General features: G+C 60.5%; 16 protein-coding genes. 3 read left to right on the forward strand and 13 right to left on the reverse strand.

Annotated elements, in window-relative coordinates; genetic code table 11:
* Positions 1-450: 450 nt before the first annotated feature.
* On the reverse strand, positions 451-1,464 hold the full coding sequence (gene moaA / locus PZ897_RS04155; protein WP_275750209.1) for a GTP 3',8-cyclase MoaA: 1,014 nt from the start codon (positions 1,462-1,464) through the stop codon (positions 451-453).
* 171 nt (positions 1,465-1,635) lie between these two features.
* Here moaA and PZ897_RS04160 point away from each other — a divergent pair, with 171 nt between their 5' ends.
* Positions 1,636-2,004 (forward strand): DUF971 domain-containing protein, encoded by a 369-nt coding sequence (locus PZ897_RS04160; RefSeq protein ID WP_275750210.1) that lies wholly within the window; start codon positions 1,636-1,638, stop codon positions 2,002-2,004.
* A 20-nt stretch (positions 2,005-2,024) separates the two neighbouring features.
* On the opposite strand, the gene PZ897_RS04165 is transcribed toward PZ897_RS04160, so the two are convergent.
* Positions 2,025-2,528, reverse strand: a complete 504-nt coding sequence (locus tag PZ897_RS04165) for a MarR family transcriptional regulator (RefSeq protein ID WP_275750211.1) — start codon at positions 2,526-2,528, stop codon at positions 2,025-2,027.
* Positions 2,529-2,573: 45 nt separating this feature from the next.
* Here PZ897_RS04165 and PZ897_RS04170 point away from each other — a divergent pair, with 45 nt between their 5' ends.
* Positions 2,574-3,563, forward strand: a complete 990-nt coding sequence (locus PZ897_RS04170; protein WP_275750213.1) for an alpha/beta fold hydrolase — start codon at positions 2,574-2,576, stop codon at positions 3,561-3,563.
* A 149-nt stretch (positions 3,564-3,712) separates the two neighbouring features.
* Here the strand turns inward: PZ897_RS04170 and PZ897_RS04175 are convergent, their stop codons facing one another.
* The 4 genes from PZ897_RS04175 to PZ897_RS04190 all read right to left on the reverse strand — a co-directional run bounded on the left by PZ897_RS04175 (position 3,713) and on the right by PZ897_RS04190 (position 8,537).
* Positions 3,713-4,333: a L,D-transpeptidase gene (locus PZ897_RS04175; RefSeq protein WP_275750214.1), complete on the reverse strand. Its 621-nt coding sequence runs from the start codon at positions 4,331-4,333 to the stop codon at positions 3,713-3,715.
* A 191-nt stretch (positions 4,334-4,524) separates the two neighbouring features.
* A complete protein-coding gene (locus tag PZ897_RS04180; protein WP_275750215.1) occupies positions 4,525-5,562 on the reverse strand; it encodes a GGDEF domain-containing protein in 1,038 nt (345 codons plus the stop codon).
* A gap of 526 nt (positions 5,563-6,088) precedes the next feature.
* Positions 6,089-6,817 carry an FkbM family methyltransferase gene (locus tag PZ897_RS04185; RefSeq protein WP_275750216.1) on the reverse strand — a complete coding sequence of 243 codons (729 nt, stop codon included), beginning with the start codon at positions 6,815-6,817 and terminating at the stop codon, positions 6,089-6,091.
* Between the two features lie 112 nt (positions 6,818-6,929).
* Positions 6,930-8,537, reverse strand: a complete 1,608-nt coding sequence (locus PZ897_RS04190; RefSeq protein WP_275750217.1) for a fumarate hydratase — start codon at positions 8,535-8,537, stop codon at positions 6,930-6,932.
* 328 nt (positions 8,538-8,865) lie between these two features.
* On the opposite strand from PZ897_RS04190, the gene PZ897_RS04195 reads away from it, so the two are divergent.
* Positions 8,866-10,746, forward strand: coding sequence for a L,D-transpeptidase family protein (locus PZ897_RS04195; protein WP_275750218.1), 1,881 nt, complete (start codon positions 8,866-8,868; stop codon positions 10,744-10,746).
* A gap of 266 nt (positions 10,747-11,012) precedes the next feature.
* On the opposite strand, the gene PZ897_RS04200 is transcribed toward PZ897_RS04195, so the two are convergent.
* The 7 genes from PZ897_RS04200 to PZ897_RS04230 form a co-directional block, all read right to left on the reverse strand.
* Positions 11,013-11,960: a 1-phosphofructokinase family hexose kinase gene (locus PZ897_RS04200; protein WP_275750220.1), complete on the reverse strand. Its 948-nt coding sequence runs from the start codon at positions 11,958-11,960 to the stop codon at positions 11,013-11,015.
* Between the two features lie 245 nt (positions 11,961-12,205).
* Positions 12,206-13,129 (reverse strand): HAD family hydrolase, encoded by a 924-nt coding sequence (locus PZ897_RS04205; RefSeq protein WP_275750221.1) that lies wholly within the window; start codon positions 13,127-13,129, stop codon positions 12,206-12,208.
* Positions 13,126-13,944: a phosphonate ABC transporter, permease protein PhnE gene (gene phnE, locus PZ897_RS04210; protein ID WP_275750223.1), complete on the reverse strand. Its 819-nt coding sequence runs from the start codon at positions 13,942-13,944 to the stop codon at positions 13,126-13,128. The genes PZ897_RS04205 and phnE (PZ897_RS04210) overlap by 4 nt, the downstream gene beginning before the upstream one ends.
* The gene (gene phnE / locus PZ897_RS04215; protein ID WP_275750225.1) at positions 13,944-14,759 is read right to left on the reverse strand and encodes a phosphonate ABC transporter, permease protein PhnE; all 816 of its coding nucleotides are present in this window, start codon (positions 14,757-14,759) and stop codon (positions 13,944-13,946) included. The genes phnE (PZ897_RS04210) and phnE (PZ897_RS04215) overlap by 1 nt, the downstream gene beginning before the upstream one ends.
* A complete protein-coding gene (gene phnC, locus PZ897_RS04220; protein WP_275750227.1) occupies positions 14,756-15,556 on the reverse strand; it encodes a phosphonate ABC transporter ATP-binding protein in 801 nt (266 codons plus the stop codon). The genes phnE (PZ897_RS04215) and phnC overlap by 4 nt, the downstream gene beginning before the upstream one ends.
* A gap of 101 nt (positions 15,557-15,657) precedes the next feature.
* Positions 15,658-16,635, reverse strand: coding sequence for a phosphate/phosphite/phosphonate ABC transporter substrate-binding protein (gene phnD / locus PZ897_RS04225; protein WP_275750229.1), 978 nt, complete (start codon positions 16,633-16,635; stop codon positions 15,658-15,660).
* Between the two features lie 264 nt (positions 16,636-16,899).
* Positions 16,900-17,688, reverse strand: coding sequence for an ATP-binding cassette domain-containing protein (locus PZ897_RS04230; protein WP_275750230.1), 789 nt, complete (start codon positions 17,686-17,688; stop codon positions 16,900-16,902).
* Position 17,689 lies beyond the last annotated feature (1 nt).

Consider the following 17,689-nt stretch of genomic DNA (forward strand, 5'->3'; position numbering starts at 1 on the left):
ATGAGGCCAGATTAGAAACCCAAGACTCTCCCGAAAACTGGAGGGAACTAGGGTCTCAGGTCAACATTTATGATGGATAGCTTTGACGGCTCGTTGTCTAAAGCTGAGGCCACAGCGCCTAGCGTACTTGGGCCTAACGCTGTCATCAGAAAAACAATCGACAATATCCTTGGTAAGGAGGAAAAGGACTCCATTGTTAATAACGATGCCTCCATAGTGATTATTGGAGACGTACGTTACCAAGACATTTTTGGGACCGAACAAGTCACGAACTTCAGGTTGATAGTCAGTAATTTCGGGCAAGGTGCGGTTCAAAGAATCTTCCCCATGGAGACTGGCAATACAGCCACCTAACGCCACCACCACCACTACCACGGCCCACGCCCCTACATCACCGCCTCATTTCGGTATCGGTGGGCTTGTTGCCTTTGATACGTAAGGCCGGAGAAATCAGCCGCCGGTGACGCTCATGTGGCGGGCAACGGCTGGCTGCTTGGTCGTCCGGTCAATGATGAAGTCATGCCCCTTTGGCTTGCGGGTGATGGCTTCATCGATGGCTGCCGCCAATGCCGCATTGCCTTCCGACGCGCGCAACGGCGCACGCAGATCGGCTGCGTCGTCCTGACCCAGGCACATATAGAGCGTGCCGGTACAGGTCAGGCGAACCCGGTTGCAGCTTTCGCAGAAATTATGCGTCATCGGCGTGATGAAGCCGAGCTTCCCGCCGGTCTCGGCAACGGTCACATAGCGGGCAGGGCCGCCGGTGCGAAACGGAATGTCCTCCAGCGTGAACTGCTGCGCCAGATTGCTGCGCAACAGGGACAGCGGCATGTACTGATCGGTGCGGTCCTCGTCGATCTCGCCCATCGGCATGGTCTCGATCACCGTCATGTCCATGCCCTGGCCATGTGCCCAGCGCAGCATGTCGGGGATCTCGGTGTCGTTGAAGCCCTTCAACGCCACGGCATTGATCTTGATCTTGAGGCCGGCGGCTTGCGCGGCGCGGATTCCTTCGAGCACCTTGCCAAGATCGCCCCACCGGGTGATCTTGCGGAACTTGTCCGGGTCCAGGGTGTCCATCGAGACGTTGATCCGCCGAACGCCACACTCATAGAGCTCCGAAGCGAACCGCGCCAGCTGCGAGCCATTGGTTGTCAGCGTCAATTCGTCCATGCGGCCAGCATCGATGTGGCGTCCGACTTGCCTGACCAGTTGCATGATGTTCTTGCGCACCAGCGGTTCGCCGCCGGTGAGCCTGATCCTGCGCACGCCCTTTTCGACGAAGACCGTGCAGAGACGATCCAGCTCCTCGAGGCTGAGAAGATCCTTCTTCGGCAAAAAGGACATGTTTTCCGCCATGCAATAGGTGCAGCGGAAATCACAGCGGTCGGTGACCGAGACCCGGAGGTAGTTTACCGCCCGGCCGAAAGGGTCGATCATGGTCGGGGTTGCGATGTGTTCCATCAAGCATGATCCTTGTTGCGTTGCAGCCAATGTCGCCGTCTGTGCAGGACACGTCAAGGGGTGGCCGGCCCAACCGTGCGGAACCGGACGGTTTTGAGGCGAATGGCTTGTGAAGCCGATCGATCGGCTCTAGATCAACGTCAGCAGTTACAGGATTGAGGAGTGCGACGGATGAGTGACCATGAAGCAGCATGGCCGGTGGACATACGGGTCGCGCCTGATCGCAAGTCCCTCACAGTCAGCTTTACAGACGGGCGGTCCTATCGGATCGAAGCCGAGTTGCTGCGGGTGAGGTCGCCCTCTGCGGAAGTCCAGGGTCATTCTCCGGGGCAACGCGTCACGGTGGGCGGCAAGGTGGACGTTACCATCACCAAGGTGCTGCCGGTCGGCAATTACGCCGTGCGGCTGGCGTTTGACGACGGCCACGACACCGGCATTTTCAGCTGGAAGTTCCTGTCGGAGCTGGGGGCTGCAAAGGACGAGCGCTGGGCCGAATATCTGGCTGAACTGGCAGACAAAAACATGTCGCGAACGCATTAGCGTCAGAACCCGGCAGGTTGTCAGGCATCTTCCTGCCTGACAGCTTTTGCCACATCCGCCTCGGCCGTGCCTGCCGCTGCCGTCAATTCGCTGATGATGCGGGTCATGACCTCACCAACCAGATTGCACTCCTCGGCCGTGGCGGTTTTCATGGTGCGTTCAATCAGCGCGGACTGGATATCGATTGCCTCCTTGGTCAGGCTGGAGCCGTCCGGTGTCAGTTCCAGTCGCAAAACCCGCCGGTCCTGCGGGTCACTGCGCCGGACAAGCAAGCCGCGTTTTTCCAGTTGCGGCAACAGCATCGACAGGTTGGAACGGCCCACCAGCAATTTGTCGGCGAGGTCCTGCTGGGAGATGCCCGGCGTGCGGAACAGGTTGACCAGAATGTCGAGATGCGGCGGCTTGATGTCGAGCGGCTGAAGCGCGCGGGCGAGGGTCAATCCCATCACCTGGCAGGCGCGGGCGACGGCGATCCAGTTGTGAAAACGCGGGTTGTCCCAGGGGAGGGCTTGCATTTTGTTCATAGTTGTACAATTCTGTTCATAGTTGAACCAACATGGAAAACCACTATGGCATCTCTTGTTGAAAAGGTCACCCGTGCGCTGTTTCGGCTGGTCGCCGCCCATTCGCCCGAGAAGGCAGGTGAGCTGGCATTCCTGTTGTTCACGCGCACCCGCTCGACCAGGCCGCAGAGCGAGAAGGAGCGCGTGGCACTGGCGCGTGCGCGAACCCGCATGGCAGAAGCGGAAACCATGCGCCTGCTGATCGCCGGCAGTGTTGTCGCCACGCATGTGTTTCGTCCAGATCCGGGCCGCGCGCGCGGTCAAAAGGTTCTGGTGGTGCATGGCTACCGGTCGCGCAGCGATCACATGGTGCCGCTCGCCGATGCGCTGGTGGCGGCCGGGCACACGGTTGTCTGCCTCGATCTGCCCGGACACGGGGCGTCGACGGGAAAGGTGTTGCATCTGGGCAAGGCGGTGGAGGCCATCGATGCAGCCTGGCGCCAGCATGGTCCGTTTGACGGCTTCATCGGCCACTCCTTCGGCGGACCGTCGGTGGTGGCAGCAGCGGCAGGGGCGATAGCAGATGTGCCGCGCCGCACGCCGGCCCGGATTGTCACGATCGCGGCGCCGTCGGACATGGCCGATGTGTTCCGTTGGGTGGGAAAGATGTTTGGGCTTGGTGCTGCCGCTCAACAGGCGTTCGAGGGGCAGGTGTTGAGATTCGCGGGCCGGCCGCTGTCGGATTTCAGGGTTGAGCGGATGCTGCACGATCTCCCCATCCCGCTGCTGGTGATCCATGCAGAGGACGACAAGGAAGTGGCCTTTTCCAATGCCGAGGCGATCGCGCGCGCCGGGCCTCATGTCGAGCTGATGAAGGCCAATGGCTTTGGCCATCGCCGCATTGTCGCCGCCGCTCCGGTAACAAGCGCCATCGCCGCATTTCTGGCCAAGCCCGGCAGGAATGCAGACAATGTCGATTTGCCGCCTCAGCCGAGTTCGCTGCCGGCCGGGACATTGACAGCCGCACAGAGCGGGAGGGTCCGCAGGCTTGCATGACCATCGTTGCACCGGGCGGCGGAGCTGACACAATCGAAGCTTACATCAGCCCGATCCAGCAAAGATAACCCAGCAAAGATAACAATGTGGCGACAAAAAAACCGGCCAAATGGCCGGTTTCTGGTAAGCGGGCGAAAGCGGCGGAGCGTCTATTTGCGCACAATCACCCGGGTGCCGACCTTGACCTGATCATAGAGGTGAATCACATCCTCATTGGCCATGCGGATGCAGCCTGATGACATGGCCTGACCGATGGTCCAGGGCTGGTTGGTGCCGTGAATGCGGTAGATGGTCGAGCCGATATACATGGCGCGGGCGCCAAGCGGGTTGTCCGGGCCGCCTTTCATGTAGGCTGGCAGCACCCGGCCTTCCTGTCGCTTGACGCGGTCACGCATGACCTGCGGCGGGGTCCAGCCCGGCCACTCGGCCTTGCGGGTGACACGGTTCTTGCCCTGCCAGGTGAAGCCGTCACGGCCGACGCCGATGCCATAGGCGGTCGCCTTGCCCTTGCCGGTGACGTGGTAAAGTCGCCGATCGGATGTGTCGATGATGATGGTGCCTTCGGGGTGGTTTTCCTTGAACGAAACCGTCTTGCGCTTGATCGGCGATTTGTCCGAACGGCGGTACTTGTTGTAATTTTCCGAGGGCGGAAACAGGATTTGCAGCAGCGATTTCGACTCTGACGAGGTCTGGCCGGCCGGCTGAGCGTGCACGGCTGCAGGAGCCATCAGGCAAAGGGCGAGGAAAGCGGATGTAATCAGGCTTTTCATGTCACGGTCCAGAAGTTGTCGTTGCTACCCAATCGGGTCGGCCGCCATGTCCGCGGACCGGCTTTAGACCTTGAGACCACAATCGGTAACTGCTTCGCCGGAATGTGTCCAGCTTCATGGCAAGATCGTGGCGAAGAAATATTGCTGCACCCGCAACAGATCGGTGGTCATCAATAGTGAAAAAACCGACTTTACGGTCTGTAAATGGCCCAGTCCTTTTCGAAGCCCCGGTTCAGTTCAGGTTTGTAGAGCTGAGATCTGTTGCGGCCACTGTGCTTGGCTGTATAGAGGGCCACGTCTGCATTGTTGTAGAGCTCTTCAGCGCTCTCGGCGTCACTGGCCATGCAAACGCCGAGAGACAGCGTTATCGGGCCGTAATTTACGCCGGTTTTCTGGTTTTTCAACGGCGTTGCTTCAACCGAATTGCGGAGACGCTCGGCGATTTCAAGCGTGGTTTCGAGGCTGGTCCCCTGAAGCACCACGGCGAATTCCTCGCCTCCGGTGCGGGAGACGAACACATCCTTGCGCAAGACGCTTTTCATCACTGCTGCGACGACGCCCAGCACCCGGTCGCCGACGGGATGGCCATAGGTGTCGTTGAATTTCTTGAAATGATCGATATCGGCCACGATCAGCGAATAATACATGGCGCTACGATGATCATTGTAGATGTTGGAGAGCATCTCGTCGAAGGCGCGGCGGTTGGACAGGCGCGTGAGCGGGTCGGTGTTGGCTATGCGCTTGTACTGGTCGAGTTCAAGTTTGACCAGCTCCATCTCGCGGGCGCGTTCGACCATGTGCTCGACCACGACCTTGCCCTTTTCCATGGTGTCGCCGGTGGCATTGCTCAAGACGCCGATGACGCTGTTGAGGATCTCGGCGCTTGCTGTGCTTTTGCTCGAAATCCGGTTGTAGGCCTCGCCGAGCAGTTTGGAGTAGCTTTCCATCGAAGACTGCTCCTGCTTGAGCAGCCGCAGCATCCCCTCGAGTTCGCCGGAAATCTTGTCGTGGGCGCCTTCGACAATGCCTGTGCGATGATGGTGGGGAAAAACCTTCTTGCCCAAGGCATCCAGTTCGTCCTGACTGGGGTTCGGGCCCATGGCCTCGAAATGGCGGGTCAGAGCAGGGTTGGAGGCGTTGAGCGCTTCGTAAACCAGTTCGTAATTGCGCGGCAAGCCGGCAATTCCGCGCCGGCGCATGGTTGCCAGCACCAGGGTCGCGGTGTCCATCGTTTGGACCTTGTTATCTGCTCCAGCAGTCATCTGTCGTCCCCAAACATGCCTTAATAGCATTTATCCTGGCTATTATTACGGGGTAAATCTTTGGGAATTGTTAATCGCAAAAGTGTTGGCGTTAGAACTTAATCTCTCGAAACTGGACGATTTCTTCAATTTGTCCCGCTTAGCCTTGGCGTGTGCTGCGGAAACTTTCGCCCTAAGCTTGCGAATTGTCCAGAGTACGGTTTGGCAATGTGCCGAAAAGCCACATCAGCCCGGTCGCAATCCAAACCGGCGTCTGTCCCGCCTCCGGCGTGACAACCATGTTCCAGCGAACGGTCCACCGGGGTTGTCTTCGCGGCAATGCGGTGGTGGCGCGTCAGGCCGGGAAACGGCCGGCAAGGGGTGGAGGGCAAGGGAAGGACGGCATTGAGACCAAAGCGCGTCGCATCAAACCGGTTCCGGGCGACCCACTTTGGGCTCCTTGTTTAGGCATGTCGTTGCCGCACAGCCGCTGCACAGTTTTGCGCGACCTGCACTAGGTCAGGGTGGCGGACCTGATGGCCACCGTATCCATGTCCTCAAGCACGAACCGATATCCGTAAGAGGCCAGATGCGCCAGGCAGGCCTCCTTGTCGCTTTCACTGAGCAGGATGTGCTCGTAGCGGATGATTTCCGGCTTGATCGTGTTCAGATCGATGGATTTGATGATCTGGAAATCAAACCCCTCGGTGTCGATCTGAAGCAGATCGATACGCTCCGGGTTGCCCGCCTTGCGCAGAAGGGTCTCCAGCCGATAGCAGGGAACCACTTCGGCCACCAGGTCGGAACGGCGATGCCCGGGCGTCAACAGGAAATTTGGATTTGCGCTGGCCGTCGACACCGGGCCGCCCTTGCGCGAATAGATCGTGATCTCACCATCTTCCGGTCCGACTGCCGCATTGAACAGGGACAATTGCGGGCGATCTCGATACAAATCTTCGAGGCGCTCAAAAGCCGCTTTCTGCGGCTCGACAAGGATGCCGCGCCAATCGTCGGCAAGGATGATGTCACGCAGCGGGTCTCCGCTCAACCCGTCAAATGCTCCAAGTTGAACAAAGTAAAATCCATCTGGTTGCCGCTTTGCGAAGCGGGCAACGACTTCGAGAAGATTTGATATCTCGAATTCGGGATGGGCTTTGAGAAACTGCGGTTTGCGGAGCCTGACTGATTTTGGCGAGGTCCGTATCCGTCCGAGCGTTCTTAGATTGCGTATTTGTCGAAACACCAAAATATCCTGAGAATTGGCCAGCCATTCTAGACGTTAATGTGAACTGCTCGGCACCAAAATTCGGTTCCTGCAGTCAAACGGCTTATCCTGCTGGCGCCCTGTCTTGACCCTAGTCGAGATTGAGTTCCTTGAAGAAATCGTTGCCCTTGTCGTCGATCACGATGAAAGCCGGAAAATTCTCGACTTCAATTCGCCAGATGGCTTCCATGCCCAGTTCCTCGTATTCCACCACCTCGACCTTCTTGATGCAATCCTGCGCCAACCGTGCTGCCGGTCCGCCGATCGAGCCCAGATAGAAGCCGCCATGCCGGGAACAGGCTTCCCGCACGCTGCGGGAGCGATTGCCCTTGGCCAGCATCACCATGGAACCGCCGAAGGACTGGAACTGATCGACATAGGAATCCATCCGGCCTGCCGTCGTCGGGCCGAAGGAACCCGATGCATAGCCCTCCGGGGTCTTGGCCGGGCCGGCATAATAGACCGGGTGGTTCTTGAGATAGTCGGGCATCGGTTCGCCGGCTTCCAGCCTGGCGCGGATCTGGGAATGGGCCAGATCCCGGGCCACGATGATGGGGCCGGTCAGAGACAGTTGCGTCTTGATCGGGTGCTTTGACAGCTCCGCCAGGATTTCGCTCATGGGGCGGTTGAGGTCGATCGGGACAACGTGTTGGGAAAGCTTGTCCTCATCGATTTCCGGCAGGTATTGCGATGGATCGGCCTCCAGCCGTTCGAGGAAAATGCCATCCCTGGTGATCTTGCCCTTGGCCTGCCGGTCGGCGGAGCAGGAGACCCCAAGCCCGATCGGCAGCGAGGCGCCGTGGCGGGGAAGACGGATGACGCGGACATCGTGGCAGAAATACTTGCCGCCGAACTGAGCGCCGACACCCATCTGCTGGGTCAGCTCGTGAATTTGCGCTTCCATTTCAAGGTCACGGAAGGCGTGGCCTGTTTCCGAGCCCTGTGTCGGCAGGTCATCGAGGTATTTGGTCGAGGCGAGCTTGACCGTCTTGAGGTTCATTTCCGCCGACGTGCCGCCGATGACAATCGCCAGATGGTAGGGCGGGCAGGCGGCCGTGCCGAGCGTGAGGATCTTCTCGCGCAGGAATTCGATCATCCGGTCTTGCGTCAGCAACGAAGGCGTGCCTTGAAACAGGAACGTCTTGTTGGCCGATCCGCCGCCCTTGGCGACGAACAGGAAGTCATAACTGTCTTCACCTTCCTGATAGATGTCGATCTGGGCCGGCAGGTTGGTCTTGGTGTTTTTCTCCTCGAACATGGCAAGCGGTGCGAGTTGTGAATAGCGCAGGTTGCGGCGCTCATAGGCGTCCAGCACGCCGCCGGCCAGAGCTTCGTAATCGCCGCCCTCGGTCCAGACCCTGCGGCCCTTCTTGGCCATGATGATGGCGGTGCCGGTGTCCTGACACATCGGCAGCACACCGCCCGCGGCGATGTTGGCGTTCTTGAGCAGGTCAAAGGCGACAAACCTGTCGTTTTCAGTCGCTTCGGGATCCTCAAGGATGGTCGCCAGCTGCTTGAGGTGAGCCGGGCGCAGCAGGTGGTTGATGTCGCCAAATGCCGCTTCGGACAGAAGCCGCAAGCCCGCGGTGTCGACAGTGAGGATTTCCTGGCCACGGAATTCTTCGACACTGACATGATCGGCGGTCAGCTTTTTCCAGGGTGTCGTATCGGGTCCAAGGGGGAAGAGATCGTTTGCCACGGGGTACCTTTGCCGTCATTTGTTTGCCGCTGAAGTGTGTGCCGGTCTTAGGATGCCGGCCGCGCAATTGCAATTGGCCAACGCATGATCATCGCGCTGTTGCCGGTCATTCGCTGCGCCGGCCGTGGCAGGATTTGAGCGTGGCCATGGTGTGGGCGGCACCGCCGGGCACCGCTGCAGTCTGCTGCGCGCACCAGGGCAGAAACACCGATCGTTGTGCCCGCGCATTCTTTCCATCGCCGGTCTAATTTGTTAGTGTCGCCGCTCATTGTTTGATTTGACGGCACCGCGCGAGCTTCAGGGCTTCGCACAATATTTTGGGTTGGGTATGAGCATCAAGATGCGTGCAGGTGTGGCGATGATCGCCATTGCGGTCACATTTACTGGCGTGGTGTCCGTCCCACCTCCGGTCCAGGCGCAGGGGCTGCTGGATGCCTTGTTCAAGAATCCTGCCCAGCGCAATCGCGAACGATTGGCCCGGCAGCGAGCCCGTGAGGAAGCTGCGGCTCCGCCGGTGGTGACAAAGCCGATTCCGCGAATCAGTGGTCCGAGCTACCGCACCTACAAGCCCGACGCGCTGGTCAAGGTTGACTTCTCCAAGATTGCAGATCCGGTCGTCACGGGATCGATTGATGGTCTCGATCTGCCGCCGCTGGGTATCGATCCGTTCCTTGAAGGCCGTCCGGCTCTGGCGGATCTGTCGCTCAAGGCGCTGCCGGAAGCCGCCGACGCCGTCATCGAACATTATTCTGCCAATCCCGATTATATCTGGGTTGCCGGTACCTCGGTCACCGGCCACGCCCGTGCGGTCATCGAGGTGCTGGAGACGGCTGATCGGGTCGGGCTTTCGCCTGCCGATTATATGGTCGAGGTCCCCGCCGACGGGTTTGACATCACCCGCGGCACCGAACGTCAAAAGGAACTGATGGTCTTCGAGATGAAGCTGTCTGTTGCCGTCGCCAACTACATGCTCGACGCCACGCGCGGCCGGATCGATCCCAACCGGATCTCCGGTTATCATGATTTCAAGCGCAAAAGCCCCGACCTTGCCAAGCAGCTCGAAGCGCTCGCCAAGGCCGCCGATCCGGCCGAGGCGCTGCTCGCTCAGAATCCGCAGGGCGGACATTTCGAGGCGATGAAAGCGGAACTCAAGCGGCTCAAGGATCTTGACGATGGCGCCCGCATCGCCATTGCGCAGGACCTGATGCTCAAGCCGGGACAATCCAATCCGGAACTGAGCAATGTGATGGCGGCGATCGCAATCAAAGGCAGCGATGCCCTGAAAGCCGACAACGCCCTGCTGTTTGCCAGCTATGCCGGCAAGCCGGAATATGATTCCGAGCTGGTCTCGCTGGTCAAGGGCTTCCAGAAGGAGGCGGGGCTCACGCCCGACGGCGTCGTCGGTCCGGCGACGCGGCGGGCACTGGTGGGCATCACCAATGCCGACAAGATCGAAAAGCTGCTGCTGTCGATGGAGCGGGCGCGCTGGCTGCCCGGTGTGCTGGCCGCAAAACGCGTGTTCATCAATCAGCCGGCCTATACCGCGACCTACTACGAGGCCGGCAAATCCGATCTGTCGATGCGGGTCGTGGTCGGCACCAGGGCAAACCAGACCAATTTCTTCGACGACGAGATCGAGATTGTCGAATTCAACCCCTATTGGGGCGTGCCGCAGTCGATCATCTTCAACGAGATGATGCCGAAACTGCGCTCTGATCCGTCCTATCTCGACCGGCTGGGTTACGAGGTGACGCTCGGTGGCAAGAGGGTGTCGTCGAGCAACATCAACTGGTCGACGGTGGGCCGCGGCAGCAATGTCGGCGTACGGCAGCCACCGAGCAACGGCAATGCTCTGGGTGAATTGAAGATTCTGTTTCCCAACAGGCATGCCATCTACATGCACGATACGCCATCCAAGTCGCTGTTTGAGCGCGACACGCGCGCCTACAGTCATGGCTGCATCCGTTTGCAGGACCCGCGCGCCATGGCCGCCAAGGTGCTCGGGACTACGGTCGACGACATCGGCAGCCAGATCGCCGGTGGCCAGAACAAGCCGGTTTCAGTGCCGCACAAGATCCCTGTCCACGTGGCCTATTTCACCGCCTGGCCGGACGACGATGGCACGGTCGAATATTTCGCCGATGTCTATGGCCGCGACAGCTATCTGCGCAAGGCCATCGACGCCACCGAAGCCGCCCGCGCGTCGTGAATTGGGGTAACAGGTTTCGGGCTGGCGCCGAACGGGCAAACGGGATCAGGCGATAAGAGCCGATCGGCTGATGCCGCCCGGTGTCTCGCAGATCATTACCGACATCGAGGCTGTCACGGATATCGCGCTGTCGTTGCCGCGCATCATCGCCCGGGGAACGTGCAACGCTGATGCCGGATTTTGACGAGATCGAACCTGCGGCGCTGTAGCGTAACGCCGAGGTAATTGCGGAGGTTTCGTCAAGGCTCGGATTCGGATGCCGCCGGTCAGATATCGTTGGTCACCACTTGCTGCAAAATCTCGTCGGCACTTGCTTTCGAGCACAGTTCCGTCGCCGGTGTCAGCACGGCTGAGCCGGCGGCGGCGACGCCGTGGCGGACGGCGTCGCGAAGGCTTCCGCCGCCTGCCAGCTCAAGTGCGATGGCTGCCACCATGCTGTCGCCGGCGCCGACGGCGCTGAGCGGTTCGAGCTTTGGCGGCTGGCAGAAGAAGCGGTCGTCCGCCGACACGGCGACCGTGCCGCGGGCGCCCATCGACATCACCAGCCGGTTGGCGGCGCCATCGTTGATCAGCTGTTGGCCGTAATCGGCCAGGGCGGTGGGCGAAGCAAATTCCAGGCCCGAGACTTCGCTCGCCTCCGCGCCGTCCATCCGCAGCATGGCGTAGGGCAGGTCGCGATTGGCAGCCGCTCTGGTCAGGGCTTCGCCCGAAGTGTCGAGGATGATGCGGGCGCCGTTGTCCACGGCCATCCGGTTGATGGTGGCGGCAATATCGGCAGGCACACCGGTCGGCACGCTGCCTGACAGCACCACGATCCGGCCTTTCGTCAGAAGCGGATTGAGTTGATCGAGCATCCAGCCGGTCTGCTCGGGCGACCAGGCTGGGCCGGGCAATTGAAACCGGTACTGGCGTTTGCTCGAGGTCTCGACAATGGCGAAGGACTGGCGGGTGTTGCCGGCTATGGCGAAATGCGCAACCGTGATGCCTTCGGCGTCCAGCATGGTCTTGAACGCCGTGCCAATATGGCCACCGAGTGCGACAAAAGCCTCGGACTGGCCGCCGAGCCGCAGGATGGCGCGCGAGACATTGACGCCGCCGCCGCCGGGATCAAAGCGGGGCTCGTCGCAGCGCAATTTCGGGCCGGCAACGACCGTGTCGACCGAGGAGGACACGTCATAGGCGGGGTTGAGCGTGATGGTCAGAATGTCGGTCATGGTGGCAGACCATCACACAGGGGGCAGGGTGGTTTCAATCACAGGATATGATGGGATATGCCGATTATGAACGATAATGTTCTGCCGCTGCCGCATTTTACGTCATCGCGACGAACCTGTTCGGCGTCACCGGGATCGGATCGATACCGACCCGTACTAGCCGTTTGGCAAGGGCGGAGTGTTCAACAGGCTTTGCCGCACAGGACAAGTTCGGCGCCGGCCCGCATGGGTCTGTGCCGTCCGCCTCAGGGACGGTCGAGGATGAAATCCGGCACGATGCCGCAGGCCCTGATCGGTGCTTCCGGATCGGCCCCATCGAAAAACCCATAGCCCTGGATCAGGGCGGTGCGGAAACCGGCGGCTGCGCCACCCAGAATGTCGGTGTGCAGCGTGTCGCCAACCATGACCACGCGATGGTCGGGAGTGCCGGGCCGGATGCGCTGGCGGGCCATGTCAAAGATTGCCGGGAACGGCTTGCCGTAAAACACCGGCTCTACCCCGGTGGCCGCGGCCAGCCGATGGGCGTAATGGCCCGGTTCGCGCGACAGACCGGCCTCGACGGGTGCAACCAGGTCGGGATTGCCGACCAGAACCTGGCGCGGCTTGGCCTTCAGCGCCTGCGTGAGCAGCGCCTGCCGGGTCTCGTTCCAGGCCGATGCGCCAAACATCAGGAAGCCTTCGGCTTCGGCATAGGCGCCGGCGTCGTCTTCGAGAAAGATTGCCCCTTCTGGCAGTTCGTCGCGGCCGAACTTGGGAGCCGCCACCATGCCCCATTTGCGGGGCGGATGGCTGCCGAGGCCCTCGAGCAGCGCCATGCGGCTCGACACCACGTCGTTGGTGCCGAAGCTGTAGCCGAGCCGGGTGTAACGGGCATGAAGCACGGAGGAGGGATACCCCGCCGCATTGGTGACGACGATCACCTGCTTGCCGCGCCGGCGCAGCCCGTCGACGCGGTCGACGACGCCGGGAATGGCGGTCTCGCCGATGTTGAGCACGCCGAACGCATCAAGCAGAAACACATCGAACTCGTCAGCAATGGCGTCCAGATCGGTGGCACGGACGAAATCTGCCCGACCGCGACCGGCTGGCAACCGGTGGCGCACGGATTCGTACTCGGCGAAGGCAACATCGGTGTCCGCGCCTTTCAGGATTGCTGAACCTGTACTCACATTATTGCTCCACGCACTTTTGCCGAAACCCACTCGCCGACTATCACGGCCAGCAGGATGACGATCAGGATCAGGGTCACCTGTGGCCAGGCCAGCGTGTTGAGCGAGGACTGCAATTGCAGTCCGATGCCGCCAGCGCCGACCAGGCCCAGAACCGTGGATTCCCGTATGTTGATGTCCCAGCGGAAGACGCTGATTCCGGCGAAGGCGGGCATGATCTGCGGCACGATGCCGTAAGCCACCACCTGCCAGCGGCTGGCGCCGGTCGCGGTGATCGCCTCAACCTGTTTCTCGTCGATTTCCTCGATCGCCTCATAAAGAAGCTTGGCGCAGAAACCGATCGAGCGGAAGGCAATCGCCATCAAGCCGGCAAACACGCCGGGGCCGATGATGGCAACCAGCAGAAGTGCCCAGATCAGCGAATTGATCGATCGGGTGGCGACGATGATGAACAGCGCCACGGGCCGGACGAACAGCGCGCTCGGAGTGGTGTTGCGCGCGGCCAGAAACGCCACCGGCACGGCCATGAACAGGGCCAGCACGGTGCTCAGTGTCGCCATGTTGAGCGTGTCCCACAGCGGCCCCCACAATTTGTCCATATAGGACCAGCGCGGCGGCCAGGCGCGGGACCCGATGTCGGCGGCGATGCGTGGCGCATCCCAGACGAAGAACCAGGTGGTGGCCTCGGAGATCCGCTGCCAGCACCACATGAAGATGGCGACGGCGGCGAGATAGCCGGCCCAGCGGGAAAGCGTCTGGTTGCGATTGCGCAACTGCCAGATCTTGGCGCCGTTCACGTGCGTTGATACCGGCATTATTGTACCTTTGCCCTGATGATGCCGGAAAGATATTCCAGCGCCATGACGGTGACGATGATGATCAGCAGGATCGCTGCCGCGGTGTCGAATTCATAGCGGTCGAACGCGGTGTTCAGCGTCGCGCCGATACCACCGGCGCCAACCAGACCGAGCACCGCGGATTCCCGGAAGTTGATGTCGAGGCGGTACATCGACAGTCCGATCAGCCGCGGCATGACTTGCGGCTGGACCCCGTAATTGATCCATTGCAGCCAGGAGGAGCCGGTGGCGCGGATGGCTTCCGCCTGCACCTTGCTCATTTCCTCGATGTCTTCGGCAAGCAGCTTCGACATGAAGCCGATGGTGGCAAAGGACAGGGTGAGAAAACCAGCCAGCGGGCCGAAACCGAAGATCGCCACCAGCAAAATGGCGACAATGATCTCGTTGAGCGCGCGCGACAGCGCGACGATGCCACGGCAGACGAGATAGACAGGCAAAGGGGCAATGTTGCGCGCAGCGCCGAGGCCGATCGGGACCGAAATGGCGATGCCGACCACGGTCGAGGTGATGGTGATGATGACGCTTTCGACAATGCCGTCAAAGATGTCGCCACCGCGGGACACAAAGTCGGGATTGAAGAACGCCGTCACGAAGGCCCAGCCGCGGCTCAGGCCTTCGGCGACGCGCGACCAGTTGATGTCGATCGAGCCGACCGCCAGCACCACATAGACCAGAGCGCCGATGAACAGGCCCCAGCGCAAGGCCGGATTGGCGATCAGATGCGGTTTCTGCCAGGAGCGGCCAAGTCGGTCGTCAAGCGTGACCGCGGTCATTGCACCAGCTCCTCCGCATCGGTGTCCTCGTCGTCGACATTGCGGATGGTGGCGTGCCAGTCCTCTTCGCCGTAAATCGTGGTCAGCACGTCATCGCTCATCTCGGTCGGTTTGCCGTCAAACGCCAGTTCACCGGCCTTCAGGCCGACGATGCGTTCGACAAACATCTGTGCCAGGGCGACGTCATGAATGTTGATGACCGCGGCGAGATCGCGCTCGGCGCACAATTCGCAGATCAGGCGCATGATCTGGCGCGATGTCTTGGGGTCGAGCGAGGCGGTCGGTTCATCGACCAGCAGCAACCGCGGATTCTGGATCAGGGCGCGGGCAATGCCGACGCGCTGGCGCTGGCCGCCGGAGAGTTCGTCGGCGCGCTTGTCGGCCATGGCCAGCAGACCGACCCGATCGAGCAGCCGGAAGGCTTCGTCGACATCGGATTGCGGATATTTGCGCAGGAACGAGCGCCAGAAGCCGACATAGCCGAGCCTGCCGGAGAGCACGTTCTCCATCACCGTCAGCCGCTCGACCAAGGCATATTCCTGAAAGATCATGCCCATCTTGCGGCGCATCTTGCGCAGGGCGCCGGACCCAAGCGCGGTCACATCGGTGTCATCGAGGATCACCGAACCCGAGGTCGGCTCGACCAGACGGTTGATGCAGCGGATCAGCGTCGACTTGCCTGCGCCGGACGGTCCGATCAGCGCCAGGACCTGTCCCTTTGGAATGGACAGGGTCACATCCTGAAGCGCCTTGTCGCCGGTGCGATAGGTCTTGGTCAGTTTCTTGAGCTGGAGCATGGGGATCCGTAATCGGCAGGGGAATTGCAGCGGTCAGATGCTGCGCAATCGCATGAAAGATGCTCCGCCGCAGCCCAGGGACACGGCGGAGCCTGATCTGATCAGCCGCAGGTGTATTGCACACCGTTCGCGGTGTCGATCTTGCGGACAACATCCCAGAAATCCTTGTAGTTCATTTCCAGGAACTGGCCTTCATTGGATTTTTCGAATTCCTTCTGCAGCGACGAGCCTTCCCAGGGGAAGGTGAAAAAGGCTTGCTTGATCTTCTCCTGAAGCTCTGGCTTGAGGTTGTAGACCACACCGAAACCGGTGGTCGGGAAGGTCTGCGACTTGTAGATCGACTTGACCTGCTCGGCCTTGATCACGTCACGCTCGATCATCCGGCTCATCACCGAGTTTGCGATTGCGGCCGCCGGATAATCCTTGTTGGCGACGCCGAGAATCGAATTGTCATGCTTGCCGGAAAAGGCCGGCTCGAAATCGCGACCGGATTCCATGCCGTACTCTGCCTTCAGCAGCGCTGAAGGAGCCTTGAAGCCGGAATTGGACGTCTCGGCGGTAAAGGCCATGGTCTTGCCCTTGATGTCTTCGACCTTTTCGATGCCTGATCCGGGATAGGTGATGATTTCCATCTCGTAGCCGAAACCGCCGTCAAGCGAAGCCATGATGGTGAAAGGGTTGAACCCGGCGCAATTGACCGCCAGCGGATTGGAGCCGGTGTTGAATCCGGCAATGTGCAGACGGCCGGAGCGCATGGCTTCAATCTGGGCAGCATTGGACTGTACCGGAAAAAACACTGTCTTCTTGCCGGTGGTCGCTTCCATATGGGTCAGGAAGTCTGACCATGCTTCCTTGTAGACGGCGGGGTCTTCGACCGGCGTATAGGCGAAAATCAGCGTGTCGGGGTCAATCAGCTCGGCTGGATCGGTCGGGGTATCGGCGACCAGATCGCCATCGACGTCACAATAGCGCACATCCAGCGTGCCGCGTTCGCATTCCTGTGCGGATGCGGAAAGCGGAGCGGCAAGGGTGAAGGCGACACCGGCGATGGTGCTCAGCAGAATGGATTTCAGGGTCATGGACGTCCTCCGGTTTCATTTCAAGTTTCGTTATGTTTCGTTCCCACGCAGACTATTCTGTGTGAAGCCTCAATTGGCAAGTCCTCATGACACCTGTGTGACACATGAAAGCGAGTTTCGGTGGAAAAAACCGTCGTGTGGCGCACTGCACATGGAAATCGCTGGCCTATGCCCCGGAGTGCAGAAGATCTGGGTACAAAAACATCAAAAAAGGCGCACCTGGACGGCGCGCCTCTGCCTCAGCGGGAAACCGGTACGCTGCAATCAGACGGTGCCGCCAAGCGAGCCTTCGAGCGCCACCATTTCCTGCCCGCCCGCCATCAGGTCCTGCAATTCGTCCGGTGTGATCTGGCCGCGCTGCGCAGTGCCAAGCGTCTTGCCGCGGTTGAGCACGGTGAAGCGGTCCCCCACCGCCATGGCGTGGCGGACATTGTGGGTGATGAACACCACCGCAATGCCTTGCTTGCGCACCTTGTCGATGGTGGCCAGCACGTTGGCGGTCTGGCGCACGCCGAGCGCCGAGGTCGGCTCGTCGAGGATGAGAACCTTGGCGCCGAAATGCACCGCCCGGGCAATCGCCACGGTCTGGCGCTCGCCGCCCGACAGCGTGCCCACGGCCTGATCGGGTCCGCGCAGGGCAATGCCCATCGAGCGCATCTCTTCCATGGTCACCCGGTTGGCATAGTCATGGTCGAACAGCTTGAACGGTCCGAACCTCTTCTCGGGTTCGTTGCCCATGAAGAAGTTGCGGCTCACCGACATCAGCGGAATCATCGCCAGATCCTGATAGACAGTGGCAATGCCGGCCGAGATCGCGTCGCGCGGATCTTCGAAATGCATCGGCTTGCCTTCAAACAGGATTTCGCCGCGGGTCGGCTTGTGAACACCGGACATGGTCTTGATGAAGGTGGATTTGCCGGCGCCGTTGTCGCCCAGCAGGCAATGGCATTCGCCGGGGTAGATCTCCAGCGACACACCGGCAAGGGCTATGACCGAGCCGAAATGCTTTTCGATGTTCTTCATTTGAATAAGGGGGGCGTGATCGGTGGTCATG

It is taken from the genome of Hoeflea sp. YIM 152468, assembly GCF_029210485.1.
Taxonomy (GTDB): Bacteria; Pseudomonadota; Alphaproteobacteria; order Rhizobiales; family Rhizobiaceae; genus Hoeflea.